Raw genomic sequence first — 15673 nt, forward strand, 5'->3', positions numbered from 1 at the left:
GGCGTTGCCCTCCACACGCGAACTTCACGGGATAAGTCATGACGACACAGATTTCGCATTTCATCGACGGTCAGCGCACCGCTGGACGGTCCACCCGCACCGCCGACGTGCTCAACCCCAGCACCGGCCAGGTGCAGGCGACGGTGCCGATGGGCTCCGCCGCCGACGTCGACGCGGCGGTGGCCTCGGCCGCCGAGGCCCAGAAGGGCTGGGCGGCCACCAACCCGCAGCGCCGGGCCCGGGTGATGATGCGGTTCATCGAGCTGGTCAACGCCAACATGGATGAGCTGGCCGAGTTGCTGTCACGGGAGCACGGCAAGACGGTGGCCGACGCCCGCGGCGATATTCAGCGCGGCATCGAGGTCGTCGAGTTCTGCGTCGGGATCCCGCACCTGCTCAAGGGCGACTACACCGAGGGCGCCGGACCCGGTATCGACGTGTACTCGCTGCGTCAGCCGCTCGGCGTGGTCGCCGGCATCACCCCGTTCAACTTCCCGGCGATGATCCCGCTGTGGAAGGCCGGCCCGGCGCTGGCGTGCGGAAACGCGTTCATTCTCAAGCCTTCCGAGCGGGACCCGTCGGTGCCGGTGCGGCTGGCCGAACTGTTCATCCAGGCCGGTTTGCCGCCGGGGGTGTTCCAGGTGGTGCACGGCGACAAGGAGGCCGTCGACGCCATCTTGCACCACCCCGACATCGCCGCGGTCGGGTTCGTCGGCAGCTCCGACATCGCGCAGTACATCTACGCCACCGCCGCGGCCAACGGCAAACGCGCGCAATGCTTCGGCGGCGCCAAGAACCACATGATCGTGATGCCCGACGCCGATCTGGATCAGGCCGTCGACGCATTGATCGGCGCCGGCTACGGCAGCGCCGGCGAGCGCTGCATGGCCATCAGCGTGGCGGTGCCGGTCGGTGAGCAGACCGCCGACCGGCTGCGGGCCCGGCTGGTGGAGCGGATCAACAACCTGCGGGTGGGCCACAGCCTGGATCCCAAGGCCGACTACGGACCGCTGGTGACCGCCGCCGCGCTGGCCCGGGTCCGCGACTACATCGGCCAGGGCGTGGCCGCCGGCGCCGACCTGGTCGTCGACGGCCGCGAGCGCGCCAGCAACGACCTGACGTTCGGTGAGGAGAACCTGGAGAGCGGCTTTTTCATCGGGCCCACCCTGTTCGACAACGTGACCACCGACATGTCGATCTACACCGACGAAATCTTCGGGCCGGTGCTGTGCATCGTTCGGGCCAAGACCTACGAGGAGGCAGTGGCGCTTCCTTCTCAGCACGAGTACGGCAACGGGGTGGCGATCTTCACCCGCGACGGCGACAGCGCCCGGGACTTCACCGCCCGGGTGCAGGCCGGGATGGTCGGGGTCAACGTGCCCATCCCGGTGCCGGTGGCCTACCACACCTTCGGCGGCTGGAAGCGCTCCGGGTTCGGCGACCTCAACCAGCACGGGCCGGCGTCGATCCAGTTCTACACCAAGGTCAAGACCGTCACCCAGCGCTGGCCGTCGGGCATCAAGGACGGTGCCGAATTCCACATCCCCACCATGGAATAGGGCCGGCATGCGATTTTTTGGTCTCGATGACGACGAACGGGTGATCACCGAAACGGCCGCCGCGTTCGCCGACAAGCGGTTGGCCCCCCACGCCCTGGAATGGGACGCCACCCACCACTTCCCCACCGACGTGCTGCGGGAGGCGGCCGGGCTGGGGATGGCGGCGATCTACTGCCGGGAGGACGTCGGCGGCAGCGGGTTGCGCCGGCTGGACGGGGTGCGCATCTTCGAACAGTTGGCCACCGGGGATCCGACCACCGCCGCCTACCTGTCCATCCACAACATGTGCGCGTGGATGGTCGACACCTTCGGCACCGAGGAGCAGCGCAAGACCTGGCTGCCGCGGCTGGCGTCGATGGAGCTGATCGCCAGCTACTGCCTGACCGAGCCCGGTGCCGGCTCGGACGCCAGCGCGCTGGCCACCCGGGCGGTCCGCAGCGGCGCCGACTATGTGCTCGACGGTGTCAAACAGTTCATCTCCGGGGCCGGGGCCTCCGACGTGTATGTGGTGATGGCGCGCACCGGCGCCGACGGTCCGCGCGGCATCTCCACGTTCATCGTCGAAAAGGACACTCCGGGGCTGAGTTTCGGTGCCGCCGAGGAGAAGATGGGCTGGAACGCCCAACCGACCGCGCAGGTCATCTTCGATCGCGTGCGGGTGCCGGCCGAGGCGATGCTGGGCGGCGCCGACGGGGAAGGCGCCGGCTTCGGTATCGCCATGCAGGGCCTCAACGGCGGCCGGCTCAACATTGCGGCGTGTTCGCTGGGCGGCGCGCAGGCGGCGTTCGATAAGGCGGCCCGCTATCTGGCCGACCGGGAGGCGTTCGGGTCGGCGCTGCTCGACGAGCCCACCATCCGGTTCACCCTGGCCGATATGGCGACCGCGCTGGAAACCTCACGAATGTTGTTGTGGCGGGCCGCGTCCGCGCTGGACGACGACGCCGACGACAAGGTCGAGCTGTGCGCGATGGCCAAACGCTACGTCACCGACGCGTGTTTTGACGTCGCCGATAAGGCCCTGCAGCTGCACGGCGGCTACGGCTACCTGCGCGAGTATGGTCTGGAAAAGATCGTCCGCGACCTGCGGGTGCATCGGATCCTGGAAGGCACCAACGAGATCATGCGGGTGGTGATCGGCCGCGCCGAGGCCGCGCGGGTGCGGGCCTAGCAAGGCCCGAGTGTAGGAGGACAGATGACGACGATCGCGTTCTTGGGGTTGGGCCACATGGGCGGCCCGATGTCGACGAACCTGATTGCCGCCGGGCACCCGGTGCGCGGCTACGACCCGGTGCCGGCCGCCGCGGCCGCCGCCGCCGAGCACGGGGCCGCCGTCTTCGACAGCGGCACCGAGGCGGTCGCCGAGGCCGACGTGGTGATCACCATGTTGCCCAACGGGGAGCTGGTCAAGCGGTGCTACACCGAGATCCTGCCGGCCGCCCGAGCCGACACCCTGTTCATCGACAACTCCACCATCTCCGTCGACGACGCCCGCGCGGTGCACGCGCTGGCCGGTGAGCACGGTTTCGCCCAGGTCGACGCCCCGGTCTCCGGCGGGGTGCCCGGCGCGGCCGCCGGCACGCTGGCGTTCATGGTGGGCGGTGAGCAGGCGGCCTTCGCCCGGGCCCGCCCGGTGCTCGAACCCATGGCCGGCAAGATCATTCACTGCGGCGACGCGGGCACCGGTCAGGCCGCCAAGATCTGCAACAACATGGTGTTGGCCATCCAGCAGATCGCCGTCGGCGAGGCGTTCGTGCTGGCCGAGCGGCTGGGGTTGTCCGCGCAGGCGCTGTTCGACGTGATCACCGGCGCCACCGGCAACTGCTGGGCGGTGCACACCAACTGCCCGGTGCCCGGCCCGGTGCCCACCTCACCGGCCAACCACGACTTCAAACCGGGTTTCGCCACCGCGCTGATGAACAAGGACCTCGGTCTGGCGATGGACGCGGTGGCCTCGGCCGGGTCGGCGGCGCCGCTGGGCCGCCACGCCGCCGAGATCTACGCGGCGTTCACCGCCGAGCACGCCGACGAAGATTTCAGCGCGGTGATCACGACGCTGCGCGGCAGCTGAGCTGGGCGACCCCCCAGCGTCGGCACAGCTCGCGACAGCCATCGACCAACAGCCCGTCGTAGCCGGCGCGGACCTGCACCGCACCCGGGAACCCCGGGTGCGCGGACCCGGCGCCGGTGACCACCACGGTCCCCAGCTCGGCGGCCGCCGCGGCGCGCAACCCGCGGGTGGAACCCACCACCGCCAGCGCGCTCGCGGCGCCGATGCCCAGCTCCCACAACGCCAGCCGATACAGCTCGGCGGTCGAGGCGGGTTGGGGCAGGTCGTCGGCGCTGACGATGGTCTCCGCCAGTCCCTCCCCGAGCAGCTGCCGGGCCTGGGTCTGGGCCACGTCGCGGGCATCGGTGCTGATCACCGCGACCCACACCCCGGCCACGAACAGGCTCATGACCAGGTCGGCCAGCCCGGACCGGGGCATCCGGTCGCCGTCGTGGTCGAGCTCGCCGAGCGCCTCGGCGTCGAAGATCACCGCACGCAGCGGGCTGAGGTCGGCGTCGAGCGGACGCGCCCGGTCCCACCAAAACGTGCGCGCCGGTCGGGTCCGCCGTGATGTGAGGTACATAACAGCAGGGTGCCGGGAGCCGGTCGGTCCTGCCTCCCCCGAATGGGGGGTCTGCGCGGGTGAACCGGCCGCCGCGGCGATCGCCAGCTCGGCGCACCGGGCCGCCACCAGGCCTTACAGTGTTGCCATGACCCACCCCGGGGATCCGGTGCGCCTTGTCCTGGTCGACGACCACGAAATGGTCATCGAGGGGCTCAAGGCGATGCTGACCGCGTTCCGCGACCGGGTGCAGGTGGTCGGCCAGGCGATCGGCGCGGACAAGGCACTCGATGTGATCGCCGAACTGGACCCCGACGTGGTGCTGTGCGATGTGCGGATGCAGGGCGCCAGCGGCCTGGATTTGTGCCTGGCGCTGCGGGAGCGCGACCCGCACCGCAAGGTGGTCATGTTGAGCGTGTACGACGACGAGCAGTACCTGTTTCAGGCGTTACGGGTCGGGGCGCGCGGCTACCTGTTGAAGAGCATCAGCAGCGACGATTTGGTCCGCCAGATCGAGTCGGCGCACCGCGGCGAAACCGTGATCGACCCGGGGATGGCCGCGCGGGCCGCCGACACCGCGGCTCGGCTGCAGCGCGACGAGTTCTGGCCCGGGGCCCGGCAGGGGCTGACCCAGCGGGAAAGCGAAATCCTGTCCTACATGGTGTCCGGGCTGTCCAACCGCGGGATCGCCACCAAGCTGGTGATCGGCGAGGAGACCGTCAAAAGCCACCTGCGGTCCATCTACCGCAAACTCGGGGTGTCCGACCGGACCGGGGCGGTGGCCACCGCGCTGCGCGAAGGGATCTACCAGTGAGCGCGCGGCGCCGGTCCAACGCGGTGCGCGACTTCGTCGACGCCGACCACGAACTGGTGTTGCTGCGCGAACTGATCCAGGCCGCCTCCACCGGGCCCGGCGTCGAACCGCTGGCGGCCGCCGCGGCCCGCATCATCACCGCGGCCACCGGCACCGATGTCTGCTTCGTGCACGTGCTCGACGACACCGACCGGTCGCTGACGCTGGCCGGGGCCACCCCGCCGTTCGACGGGCAGGTCGGCAAGATCCGGTTGCCGTTGGGGTCCGGGGTGTCCGGGTGGGTGGCCCGGCACCGCGAACCGGTGGTGATCACCGACGACAAAGAGGCCGATCCGCGGTATCTGCCGATCTCATCGCTGCGCGGGCGGGACTTCACCTCGATGGTGTCGGTGCCGATGGAAACCGATCCCGGCGGTCTGGTCGGCGTGCTCAACGTGCACACCGTCGAGCGGCGCGAGTTCAGCGCCGGCGACGTCGAATTACTGTGTGTGATCGGGAGATTGATCGCCGGCGCCATGCATCAGGCCCGGCTGCATCGCCAGCTGGTGGCCCGCGAACGCGCCCACGAGTTGTTCGTCGAGCAGGTGATCGAGGCCCAGGAGATCGAGCGTCGCCGGCTGGCCGGCGACATCCACGACGGGATTTCGCAACGGCTGATCACCCTGTCGTATCGGCTCGACGCCGCCGCGCGGGCGGTCGGCGATGACCCCGCCGAGGCCTCCCAGCAGCTCGACGAGGCCCGCGAGCTGGCCCGGCTGACGTTGGCCGAAGCCCGCGCGGCGATCAGCGGGCTGCGCCCGCCGGTGCTCGACGACTTGGGGTTGGCCGGCGGGCTGGCCAGCCTGGCCCGGTCCATTCCGCAGCTGAACCTGGAGCTGGAGCTGGCCGACATCCGGCTGCCCGAGCACATCGAGCTGGCGCTGTATCGGATCGCGCAGGAGTGCCTGCAAAACGTCGTCAAGCACGCCGAGGCCAGCGTCGCGCGGCTGCGGTTCGGGGTCGAGGAGAACGTCGCCCGCCTCGAAATCATCGACGACGGGGTGGGTTTCGACACGTTCGAGAATCCGCTGGGCGGCGACGAGATGGGTGGCTACGGCGTGCTGTCGATGGCCGAGCGCGCCGAGCTGGTCGGCGGCCGGCTCAACATCCGGTCGCGTCCGGGCGCCGGCACCGCCGTCACCGCCACCATCCCGCTGTCGTCCTCCCCCTCCGCGCGAGCGTGCGTGTCCCCGGCCGACACGCCGGGCTAATTCCCGGATCTACGCACGCTCGTCGCCGGCGCGTCCCGTTTTGCCGGCCGCCCAGACCAGGCCGAAAACGATGTGGGCCGCAGCGTCAGCGAGGGCGTCACGATCGACATCGAGGCGACCGTCGACCCAGTTCACGTATAGCGAGACCAGGGCTCCCGACATCGCGGTGGCGATGACCGAGCGATCGGTTCCGGCGGCCCCCCATTCATCGCCGAGCACCGGGCCGACCACGTCGATGACATCGGTGGAGCGGCGCAGGCTGTGTGCGCGCAACACGTCGTCGGCCAGCGGCTCGCGCAACAGAATGCGGGCCCGGCCAGCGTCTTCCTCGAAGTACGCCGCACACGCTTCCAGCAGTGTGCGCACCGTCGCGAACGGATCGGCGCCCGGCCCGACGGTCAGCAGCCGCTCCATCAGACCGTCCTGCACCCGGTCGTAGACGGCGACCAGCAGGGCCTCACGACTGTCGAAACTCTCGTAGAAATACCGCGGGCTCAGGCCGGCGGTGCGGCAGACCGCCCGCATCGTGACCGCGTTGACGCCTCCACCGCCCAAGAGTTCCTGCCCGGCCGCCAGTAACTCGGCGCGGCGTAACGCGGACCGGTCGTCGAAGGTCTGGCCGCGCCACCGCTTGCCGCTGTCCATGCGGCCATCATCGCAGCCATCGCGGGTTGGCTTGACACGATCACGCACTACGTGAATCATACGATTCCAGTTCGCTACAGGAATCACCCGATTCCTATGCGGGATCCGGTGACGAGAGATGCGGGGTACCAGGTGTTCGATGAAGCGCAGTTCCAGCGGGCCCTGGGGCAGCCCCGCCTGCAGGGCCACGTCCCGACGTTCCTCAAATCGAACCGGGCAGAACCGATTCGGGTGATCCCGGAGCCGGAACTGCAGGCCACCACGCGTCAGTGGTTCGTGGACTTCGAGCGCAAACTCGAGCACTTATCGGCAAAGCTGGGCCAGGATCTGTCCTGGGTGATGGTGTGGGCCAAGAAGTACTGGTGGAGTTTCCTCGCGCGCGATATGTCGCTCAACGCCGAGCTCTACGCCCCGGATATGACCTACATCGACCCCACGACGTTCGGCCGCACGATCGTCGGCAACGACGAATTCGTCACCTATAACTTCGCCTTCTTCGACGCGATCCCGGACTGGCGGTACGATCCGCTGCCCGACCAGGTGTACGTCGACGTGACCCCGGAAGGCAAGGTGCGCACGGTGATCCGGTACCTCGGCAGCGGTCACTGGACCGGTCCGCTGAAGCTGTATCCGTATGACGACAGCGCGCCGAAGATCCACGGCGACGGCCGGTTCATCCAGGCGCCGGCCGTCGACCGCTACCACTTCAACGACGACGGCCTGATGGAGCACGGTGAAACGCTCTACGACGCCTTCGATGTCCTGCAGCGCGCCGGGGTGATGCCGCGCGATGACAGCTGGCAGGTGCACACGCTGTTCGGCGCGTCGCGGGTCCTCGCCACCGCGACCAGGCTGAAGCGACGGCTCGGACGGGCGTGATAGGGGACGGTCACTGCGCGAGCGTGCGCAGATCCGGCGACACGCTCGGCGTGTCGGCCGGGGACGCGCACGCTCGCGGGAAGAATCAAAAGTCGCCGGCGTGGTGGCGCAGGGTGTCGATCGACGACGCCAACGCCCGCGACTCCTGCGGCGACATCCCGATGTCGGCGAACACCTGCTCGTTGAGCGTCACGGTGGCGTCCTCGACGGTGGAGCGGCCCAACTCGGTGATCTGCACCAGCGTGGTGCGCCCATCGGTGGGGTGCGGCAGCCGCTGCACCAGGCCGTGGGCCTCCAGCCGGCGAATCGCGTGGGTGACGCTGGTGACGTGCACCTGCAGCCGGTCGGACGCCTTGGTGATCGGCAGCGCGCCGGTGCGGCTGAACGCCAGCAGCCGCAGCAGCTCGAAGCGGGAGAAGCTCAGGTCGTAGGGCCGCAGCGCGGCCTCCACCCGGGCCAGCAGGATCTGATGGGCCCGCATCACCGAGGTCACCGCGACCATGCCGTCGGCGACCTCGCCCCAGCCGGCGCGTTCCCAGTTGGTCCGGGCCGCGGCGATCGGGTCGCGGTTATCGGGGTCCGAAGCAGCCACGCCTCTTCTTACCGCACTTGGCGGCGGGACCGGGTCACCGCGACGTGTTTGCCGCCGATTTTCCCACCGCGGCCAGCACCGCCCGGCTCGAGGCGCGGCTGCCCACCGTGATCCGCACCCCACCGGTGGCGTAGTAGCGGGCCCGCACCCCGGCGCCTTCGAGCACCTCCCGCCACGGCGCCCCGGCCGGCGGCAGGTAGACGAAGTTGGCGTGCCCGTCGGTGGCGTAGACGCCCACGGCCCGCAGCCGTCGACACAGGTAGTCGCGTTCCCCGGTGATGCGCAGGACCCGTTGCCGCAGCTGGTCTTCGGCGTCATAGGAGGCGGCCACCGCCACCGCGGCGGTGACCGGCATGCCGAACGGCAGTTGCATCGTCCACAGCGCCCGGGCCACCTCGGAGCAGCCGAACCCGTACCCGATGCGCAACCCGGCCAGCCCGTAGGCTTTGGAGAAGGTCCGGACCACAACCACATTCGGGAACCGCCGCACCAGCGCCGGGCCGGGGATGCGGTGCTGGGCGGCGACGAACTCGATGTAGGCCTCGTCGAGCAGCACGACGGTGTCGTCGGGCACCCGCCGCAAGAAGCGCAGCACCTCGGCGACCGGCTCCACGGCGCCGGTCGGATTGTGCGGGCGACACAGCACCACCACCCGAGCGCGTTGCGCGGCATCGGCCATCGCCGGCAGGTCGTGATGGCCGCGGCGGTCCAGCGGAACCGGGACCGAGACCAGCCGGGCCAACTGGGTGAAGATCGGGTAACCGTCGAAGGTGGGATAGCTCAGCACAATCCGATCGCCGGGCCGGGTGAGCCCGTGCAGCACCTGCATCACCACCCCGGTCGCCCCCGCCCCCAGCACCACCTGCTCGACACCGACCCCGACATGGCGGGCGACCAGCGCACGCAGCTTGGCCGGCACAAACTCCGGATACCGGTTGGCCGCCTCGATCGAGCGGATCAGCGCCGAGCGCACCGCGGGCAGCGGCGAGTACGGATTCTCGTTGAGCGATAACGCCAGCGGATCGACCGCCTCCGGCAGCCCGTCGAGGACGGCGGCGGTGCCGGGTTTCGCCGGCGCCGGCGACGCCATCAGCGTCCGCCCCAGCGCACCGCCGCCGCGCCGGCGAAGTCGCCGGCATGCGCGAACCCCGCCATCAGCACCACGCCACCTGGACCCACCCGGCCCTCGTCGATGGCGCGAGCGAAGTTGATCGGGATCGCGGCCCCGAACAGGTTGCCGCACTCGTCAAACGTGTCGACGTGCCGTTCGGTGGGCAGTTCTAGCGCCTCCCGCCAGTTACGCAGAAACACCCGGTTCGGCTGGTTGGTGACCAGCAGCCCGATATCTTTGGGCCGCACCCCGATCCGGTCACAGACCGCCCACGCCACCTCGGGAACCTGCCGGTTGCCGCGGGCCAGCACCTTGGTGATCTTGGACTCGGTGAACCCGATGCACGCCTCGCCGGGCCCGGCTTGCCACCATTTGCGCGGCGGGTCCATCGTCAGCGTCATATCGCCGGCGTACTCGCCGTAGGTGCGGCACACCACGTCGAGGATCGGCGAGCGCTCCGACACGGTCACCAATCCCACCGCGGCGCCGTCGCCGGGCACCGCGGCCTGCGCCTTGCGCCGCACCCCGGGTTGGTCAAACACCTGGCCGGCCGCGTTCTGCGCGACCGCGATCAGCGCGCTGCGCCCCGCCCCGGAGCCCAGCAGCTGGCGGGCCACCCGCAGCCCCAGCACGAACGCCGCGCAGCCGCCGTTGTGCAGGTCCAGCACCCAGTCGGGCCGCATGCCCAGCCGGTGCGCGATGCCGCCGCCGGCGCCGTAGAACGGCAGGTCCGGGACCTGGGTGTGGGTGATCAGCACGTCGACCCGCTCCAGGACGTCGTGACCGTGCCGCTCGATCAGGCCGGCGGCGGCGCGTTCCACCATGTCGATCGCGGTTTCGTCGGGCCCGACGTGGTGGCGGTACCGCGGCGCCCGAAACATCACGTTGTCGCGCAGCGCGTCGGTGTCGGCGAACTGGGCGTAGTAGTCGGCGCCGAGAGGTTTTCCGGGCAGGTAGGTGGCGATATCGGTCAGGCTGACGGTCGGGGTACCCATGGCCGGCCTCAGCGCATCCAGACCGGGGTCACCGGCAGGCCGTTGCGGTGCCGATATTCGGCAATCGCCTTGAGGTTCTGCAGTTCGAGCAGGTGGCCCGCGCCGAACATGTCCCAGAAGTCGCCGACCCAGACCGGGCGCTGCGGCGGCGCGGTCTGCGGATAGGGATTGTTCTCGTAGAACGGGTGGTGGCAGTTCGTCCACAGCACCACCGAGCCGGGCTTGTCGAACACCAACTGCGCGTCGACGACCCGCATCAGATAGATCATCCACAGGTGCGTGCCCTGATCCCAGGCGCAGTGGTAGTCGACGGTGCGCGCGTCGGCGTTGGTCACGGTGCGGGTGAAGATCTTGGTCTCCGACCCCAGCCGGTCGTGGGCCAGCCACAGCCCGGGTTCGTCGGTGGGGGTGAACCCGCGCAGGCTGTAGGTCCACTCCTCCAGGCTGCGGGTGTCGGCCATGTACTCGAACAACTCGTCGGGCGGGCAGTCGATGTGGCTGTTGACCGTGCAGAATTCCCCGAACACCTCCTCGTGCGGGTACACCGACCGCATCATCTCCATGATGATCGGGGTGGCTTTTTCGCGGGGCGACGTCTCGATGCGGACCAGACCCTCGATCGGGTCGGTGCTTCCGGTGTGGGCGACGATATCGTCAAGCGCGGACAACGACACGGTGGTCCTCCTTCAGTGCGGAAACCGGTGCGGCATTCAAAAATGGTGCGAACGGCGGCATCTCGTCGGCCGAGCAGGCGATGCTGAGCACCGACGGCCCGTCGACACCGAGCGCGGCCACCAGCGCCGGTGACAGCTCGCCGATGTCGGTGATGTCGCTGGCCGGCAGGCCGGGAAACATCGCAGCCAACCCGGCCCCCAACGTGCTGGGCCGGAATCGGTTGTAGCTGTACAGGTCGTCGTAGTACAGCTGCTCGCGGGTCACGCACATGGCGTGCGCGTTGTTGTTGAACAGCACGAAGGTGACCGGCAGCCGGTACTGCAGGGCGGTGTGGATCTCCAGGCCGTGCATGTAGAACGCGCCGTCGCCGGCGATCACCACGGTGCGCCGGCCGCGGCCGAACGCCATCCCGAGCCCGGCGCCGAAGCTGTAGCCCATCCCGCCCATGCCCAGCGCGACCAGGAACCGGCCGTCGCGGCGCACCGGCAGGTGATGCAGCGCGGCGGCACCGGTGTTGCCGGCGTCGACGACGATGTCCACCCCGGCCGGTAACACCCTGTCCAGCACGGTCATCGCGTCGCGGTAGCGCACCCCGGGGCCGGTGTGGTGGTGCGGGGTCAGTTCGGTGCGCGGCAGCGTCTCGGGCACCCGGACGCCGGTGGGCCGTCCGGGCCCGTGCAACGCCGCCACCAGCCTGCGCAGCGAGGCGCGCAGATCCTCGGTGTGCACATGCAGGCAGGGCAGGTGCGGTGGCGCCGAGCCGATCGAGACCGTGCGGACGGCGGCCAGCGCCTGATCGAGTCCGGCGCGGGCGGTGATCGGCAACCGGGTGCCCACCACCAGGCACACCGCGCTGCCCGCCACCGCATCGGCCACCCCGGGGTGGCCCACCACCCCGGTGACGCCCAGCGCCGAGGAGGCACCGAAACCCGGTGTGCCGCTAGTGTCTTTGGCGTCGGGCACGCACGCCACCTGGGCGCGCAGCAGCGCGCGCAGCGCGGCGAGCTCGGCGCGGGCGTCGTCGCGGGCGACCTGTTCGCCGGCGATGATGGTCACCGGCCCGCTCGCCCGGCGCAACACCCGCGCGATCGGCTGCGGGTCGCCGGCGCGGCCCCGGATCGGCGCACCGTTGCGGTGGCCGGCCACGGCCACCGGCGCCTGCTGAACATCCTTGGGTAACAACAACACCGCCGGCCCGCCGGTGCGGGCCGCGGCGATCGCCCGCGGCAGTGCGGTCGCGATCTCGTCGGGAACGGTGATCCGCTGGCACCACACCGAGGCGGCGGCGAACAGCTGCTCGGCGTTCAGCGCGCCGTTGCGGCCGCTGAGGTCCTGAAAGCTGCCCCGGCCGTCCAGCGCCGTCGGCGGCTGCCCCACCAGCGCCAGCACCGGCACCCGGCTGGCCAGCGATTCCCCCAGGCCCGGAACGAGGTTCAGCGCTCCCCCACCCGACGTCGCCGCGACCACCCCCAGCCCGGGAAGGCTGCGGGCGTACCCGTCGGCCATCGTCGCCGCGGAGAATTCGTGCTTGGCCAGGATCGCGGTGACACCGGAGCAGAAATGCGCTGCGTCGTAGAGGTCTTCGATATTGGCACCGTCGACCCCGAACAGGTAGTCGACGCCGATTCCGGCGAGGTGTTCGACGATGTGGTCGACCACCCGGTGCTGCCTGGCCATCTGCTCCCCTAACTCGGGACGATGCCAGTAACACGACGCGGCCGCGGGTTCAGTTCACCGCGCCGCGTCGGCCGCCTACCCGGCGGTCAGGATCCGCGGCCCGTCCTCGGTGGCGGCCACGGTGTGTTCCCAGTGGGCGGCCCGCGAGCCGTCGGCGGTTTTGACGGTCCATTCGTCGTCGAGCACGACGGTCGCGGTGGTGCCCAGGGTCAGCATCGGTTCGATGGCCAGCACCGAACCCGCAGCCAGCAGCGGCCCGCGGCCCGGGGCGCCCTCGTTGGGCAAAAACGGGTCCATGTGCATCTGCCGACCGATCCCGTGCCCGCCGTAGCCGGCGACGATGCCGAACTTGCGGCCGTGGCTGGCCTCGGCGGCGCGGGTGCCGCACTCGATCGCGTGCGAGACGTCGCTGAGCCGGTTGCCCGGCAGCATCGCCGCGATCCCGGCTTCCATCGACGCCCGGGTCGCCGCCGACAGCGCCTCGTCGGCCGGGTCCAGCGGCCCCACCCCGAAGGTCAGGGCGGCGTCGCCGTGCCAGCCGTCCAGGATCGCGCCGCAGTCGATGGACACCAGGTCCCCGGACGCCAGGATCTCGGTGGCGGACGGGATGCCGTGCACCACCCGGTCGTTGACCGAGCTGCAGATCGACGCCGGGAACCCGTGATAGCCCAAAAACGACGGGGTCGCACCGGCGTCGCGGATCACCGATTCGGCGACCTCGTCGAGGTCGCCGGTGGACACCCCGGCAGCGGCGGCGGCCCGGACGGCGGCCAGCGCGGCGGCGACCACCGCGCCCGCGGCGGCCATCGCGTCGAGTTCACCGGCGCTGCGTTGGGCGACCACCCGTTTGCCGCGCAGCCGGGGCAGCGCCATCATCGGCTAGCGGCCCAGGGCGTGCAGGGCCCGGGCGAACACCTCGTCCAGGCTGCCCACCGCGTCCACGGCGTGCAGTTCGTGCTCGTGCTGGTAGTAGTCCAGCAGCGGCGCGGTCTCGTCGCGGTAGACGTTCATCCGGTTGTGGATGACCTCGGCGGTGTCGTCGGCGCGGCCGCGCTCGGAGAGCCGCTTGAGCAACTCCTCCTCGGACACCCGGAACTCCAGCACCGCGTCGAGTTTGGTCTGCCGGTCTTCGAGCATGTCGTGCAGCGCCTCGGCCTGCTCCACCGAGCGGGGGTACCCGTCGAGGATGAAGCCGTTGGCGGCGTCGGGCTGGTCGATGCGGTCGCTGACCAGCGCGTTGGTCAGCTCCGGCGGCACCAGGTCGCCGGCGTCGAGGTAGCGCTTGGCCTGGCGGCCCAGGTCGGTGCCCTCGGCGATATTGCTGCGGAACAGGTCGCCGGTGGAGATCTGCGGAACGCCGAGCTTCTCGGCCAACTTCGCCGCTTGGGTGCCCTTGCCGGCGCCGGGCGGTCCCAGTAGTACGACTCTCACTTCAGGAACCCTTCGTAGTTGCGCTGCATCAGCTGGCTCTCGATCTGTTTGACGGTATCCAACCCGACACCGATCATGATCAGGACCGCGGTGCCACCGAACGGCAGATTCTGCACCGTGCCGGTATTGCCGATATGCAGGAACAGGTTGGGCAGCACCGAGATCAGGCCCAGGTAGATCGAGCCCGGCAGGGTGATGCGGCTCAGCACGAACCGCAGGTAGTCGGCGGTGGGCTTGCCCGGGCGGATACCGGGGATGAAGCCACCGAACTTCTTCATCTCGTCGGCGCGTTCGTCGGGGTTGAACGTGATCGAGACGTAGAAGTAGGTGAAGAAGATGATCAGCCCGAAGTAGATGGCGATGTAGACCGGGTTGCTGGGGTCGGACAGGTAGCTGCCGACGAACTTGTCCCACCACCCGTTGCCGAGGCCGCCGCTGCCGCTTTTGACCAGCTGGGTGACCAGCTGCGGGATATAGATCAGCGACGACGCGAAGATCACCGGGATCACCCCGGCCTGGTTGACCTTGAGCGGCAGGTAGGTGGAGGTGCCGCCGTACATGCGTCGGCCCACCATCCGCTTGGCGTACTGCACCGGGATGCGGCGCTGGCCCTGCTCGACGAACACCACGCCGACGATGATGACCAGCGCGGCCACACACACCGCGGTGAAGATCAGCCCGCCGCGGCTCTGCAGGATGGATTTGCCTTCGATCGGGATCCGGGCGGCGATACCGACGAAGATCAGCAGCGACATGCCGTTGCCGATGCCGCGCTCGGTGATCAGCTCACCCATCCACATCACCAGGATCGCGCCGGCCGTCATCACCAGCACGATCACGATCAGGGTGAAGATGCTCGGGTCGGCGATGATGTCGTGGGCGACGGTGCAGCTTTGCAGCAACCCCCCGTTGGCGGCCAGCGCCACAATGCTGGTGGCCTGCAGGACCGCCAGCGCGACGGTCAGGTACCGGGTGTACTGCGTCATCTTGTTCTGGCCGGACTGGCCTTCTTTGCGCAGCTCCTCGAACCGCGGGATCACCACGGTGAGCAGCTGCACGATGATGCTGGCGGTGATGTAGGGCATCACACCGATCGCGAACACCGACAACTGCAGCAGCGCGCCGCCGGAGAACAGGTTGATCAACGAGTAGACCTGCGCCGCCTCACCGCCGGTGACCTCGGTGATGCACTGCTGCACCTTCGGGTAGTCCACCCCCGGCGAGGGGATCGCCGCCCCCAGCCGGTACAGGACGATGATGCCCAGCGCGAACAGGATCTTCCGTCTCAGGTCGACTGTTCGCAGTGACGAGATGAAAGCCGAGAGCACTCTTCCTCCTGCGCAGCCGAGCTGAGAGCGGCGTGCCAAATGGGCTGGTCTGGCCAGCGTCGGTTAGTCCTGCGTTGCGCGCGCCGACCCGCAAGGAGGTGGAATGCG

Annotated in this window: 16 protein-coding genes; 6 read left to right on the plus strand and 10 right to left on the minus strand. The window is 69.7% G+C overall.

The window, feature by feature from the left end; translation table 11 throughout:
* The first annotated feature begins 38 nt into the window (after positions 1–38).
* The 3 genes from ACAG26_RS01895 to mmsB are packed head-to-tail and all read left to right on the plus strand — an operon-like array spanning position 39 to position 3627.
* Positions 39–1559, plus strand: coding sequence for a CoA-acylating methylmalonate-semialdehyde dehydrogenase (locus ACAG26_RS01895; RefSeq protein ID WP_370478626.1), 1521 nt, complete (start codon positions 39–41; stop codon positions 1557–1559).
* A gap of 7 nt (positions 1560–1566) precedes the next feature.
* On the plus strand, positions 1567–2727 hold the full coding sequence (locus tag ACAG26_RS01900) for an acyl-CoA dehydrogenase family protein (RefSeq protein WP_370478629.1): 1161 nt from the start codon (positions 1567–1569) through the stop codon (positions 2725–2727).
* Between the two features lie 24 nt (positions 2728–2751).
* Positions 2752–3627: a 3-hydroxyisobutyrate dehydrogenase gene (gene mmsB, locus ACAG26_RS01905; RefSeq protein WP_370478632.1), complete on the plus strand. Its 876-nt coding sequence runs from the start codon at positions 2752–2754 to the stop codon at positions 3625–3627.
* On the opposite strand, the gene ACAG26_RS01910 is transcribed toward mmsB, so the two are convergent.
* On the minus strand, positions 3605–4189 hold the full coding sequence (locus ACAG26_RS01910) for a haloacid dehalogenase (RefSeq protein ID WP_370478634.1): 585 nt from the start codon (positions 4187–4189) through the stop codon (positions 3605–3607). The genes mmsB and ACAG26_RS01910 overlap by 23 nt on opposite strands.
* 127 nt (positions 4190–4316) lie before the next feature.
* Between ACAG26_RS01910 and ACAG26_RS01915 the strand changes: the two genes are divergently transcribed.
* The gene (locus ACAG26_RS01915; protein WP_370478637.1) at positions 4317–4982 is read left to right on the plus strand and encodes a response regulator; all 666 of its coding nucleotides are present in this window, start codon (positions 4317–4319) and stop codon (positions 4980–4982) included.
* On the plus strand, positions 4979–6232 hold the full coding sequence (locus ACAG26_RS01920) for a GAF domain-containing protein (protein ID WP_370478639.1): 1254 nt from the start codon (positions 4979–4981) through the stop codon (positions 6230–6232). Before ACAG26_RS01915 ends, ACAG26_RS01920 begins: the two co-directional genes overlap by 4 nt.
* A gap of 9 nt (positions 6233–6241) precedes the next feature.
* On the opposite strand, the gene ACAG26_RS01925 is transcribed toward ACAG26_RS01920, so the two are convergent.
* The gene (locus tag ACAG26_RS01925; protein WP_370478642.1) at positions 6242–6877 is read right to left on the minus strand and encodes a TetR/AcrR family transcriptional regulator; all 636 of its coding nucleotides are present in this window, start codon (positions 6875–6877) and stop codon (positions 6242–6244) included.
* 108 nt (positions 6878–6985) lie between these two features.
* Between ACAG26_RS01925 and ACAG26_RS01930 the strand changes: the two genes are divergently transcribed.
* A complete protein-coding gene (locus ACAG26_RS01930; protein ID WP_370478644.1) occupies positions 6986–7756 on the plus strand; it encodes a nuclear transport factor 2 family protein in 771 nt (256 codons plus the stop codon).
* A gap of 85 nt (positions 7757–7841) precedes the next feature.
* On the opposite strand, the gene ACAG26_RS01935 is transcribed toward ACAG26_RS01930, so the two are convergent.
* The 8 genes from ACAG26_RS01935 to secY all read right to left on the minus strand — a co-directional run bounded on the left by ACAG26_RS01935 (position 7842) and on the right by secY (position 15565).
* The gene (locus ACAG26_RS01935; protein ID WP_370478647.1) at positions 7842–8348 is read right to left on the minus strand and encodes a MarR family transcriptional regulator; all 507 of its coding nucleotides are present in this window, start codon (positions 8346–8348) and stop codon (positions 7842–7844) included.
* 34 nt (positions 8349–8382) lie between these two features.
* Positions 8383–9438 (minus strand): aminotransferase class I/II-fold pyridoxal phosphate-dependent enzyme, encoded by a 1056-nt coding sequence (locus ACAG26_RS01940; protein ID WP_370478649.1) that lies wholly within the window; start codon positions 9436–9438, stop codon positions 8383–8385.
* Positions 9438–10454 carry a 3-oxoacyl-ACP synthase III family protein gene (locus ACAG26_RS01945; protein ID WP_370478652.1) on the minus strand — a complete coding sequence of 339 codons (1017 nt, stop codon included), beginning with the start codon at positions 10452–10454 and terminating at the stop codon, positions 9438–9440. The genes ACAG26_RS01940 and ACAG26_RS01945 overlap by 1 nt, the downstream gene beginning before the upstream one ends.
* Before the next feature lie 8 nt (positions 10455–10462).
* Positions 10463–11128, minus strand: coding sequence for an SRPBCC family protein (locus ACAG26_RS01950; protein WP_370478654.1), 666 nt, complete (start codon positions 11126–11128; stop codon positions 10463–10465).
* Entirely contained in the window at positions 11109–12806 is a 1698-nt protein-coding gene (locus ACAG26_RS01955) for a thiamine pyrophosphate-binding protein (protein WP_370478657.1), read from the minus strand. Before ACAG26_RS01955 ends, ACAG26_RS01950 begins: the two co-directional genes overlap by 20 nt.
* A gap of 75 nt (positions 12807–12881) precedes the next feature.
* A complete protein-coding gene (gene map, locus ACAG26_RS01960) occupies positions 12882–13682 on the minus strand; it encodes a type I methionyl aminopeptidase (protein ID WP_370478659.1) in 801 nt (266 codons plus the stop codon).
* 3 nt (positions 13683–13685) lie between these two features.
* Entirely contained in the window at positions 13686–14237 is a 552-nt protein-coding gene (locus ACAG26_RS01965) for an adenylate kinase (protein WP_370478663.1), read from the minus strand.
* Positions 14234–15565 (minus strand): preprotein translocase subunit SecY, encoded by a 1332-nt coding sequence (gene secY, locus ACAG26_RS01970; protein ID WP_370478665.1) that lies wholly within the window; start codon positions 15563–15565, stop codon positions 14234–14236. The genes ACAG26_RS01965 and secY overlap by 4 nt, the downstream gene beginning before the upstream one ends.
* Positions 15566–15673 lie beyond the last annotated feature (108 nt).

Origin of the sequence: Mycobacterium sp. pUA109 (assembly GCF_041287095.1) — a bacterium.
Taxonomy (GTDB): Bacteria; Actinomycetota; Actinomycetes; order Mycobacteriales; family Mycobacteriaceae; genus Mycobacterium.

Bases quoted from the DNA above. Each gene is read 5' to 3' on its own strand.
- ACAG26_RS01955 (WP_370478657.1), bottom strand. From the start codon at position 12,806: ATGGCCAGGCAGCACCGGGTGGTCGACCACATCGTCGAACACCTCGCC.
- ACAG26_RS01895 (WP_370478626.1), top strand. From the start codon at position 39: ATGACGACACAGATTTCGCATTTCATCGACGGTCAGCGCACCGCTGGA.
- map (WP_370478659.1), bottom strand. From the start codon at position 13,682: ATGATGGCGCTGCCCCGGCTGCGCGGCAAACGGGTGGTCGCCCAACGC.
- ACAG26_RS01915 (WP_370478637.1), top strand. From the start codon at position 4,317: ATGACCCACCCCGGGGATCCGGTGCGCCTTGTCCTGGTCGACGACCAC.
- ACAG26_RS01925 (WP_370478642.1), bottom strand. From the start codon at position 6,877: ATGGACAGCGGCAAGCGGTGGCGCGGCCAGACCTTCGACGACCGGTCC.
- ACAG26_RS01940 (WP_370478649.1), bottom strand. From the start codon at position 9,438: ATGGCGTCGCCGGCGCCGGCGAAACCCGGCACCGCCGCCGTCCTCGAC.
- ACAG26_RS01945 (WP_370478652.1), bottom strand. From the start codon at position 10,454: ATGGGTACCCCGACCGTCAGCCTGACCGATATCGCCACCTACCTGCCC.
- ACAG26_RS01900 (WP_370478629.1), top strand. From the start codon at position 1,567: ATGCGATTTTTTGGTCTCGATGACGACGAACGGGTGATCACCGAAACG.
- mmsB (WP_370478632.1), top strand. From the start codon at position 2,752: ATGACGACGATCGCGTTCTTGGGGTTGGGCCACATGGGCGGCCCGATG.
- ACAG26_RS01910 (WP_370478634.1), bottom strand. From the start codon at position 4,189: ATGTACCTCACATCACGGCGGACCCGACCGGCGCGCACGTTTTGGTGG.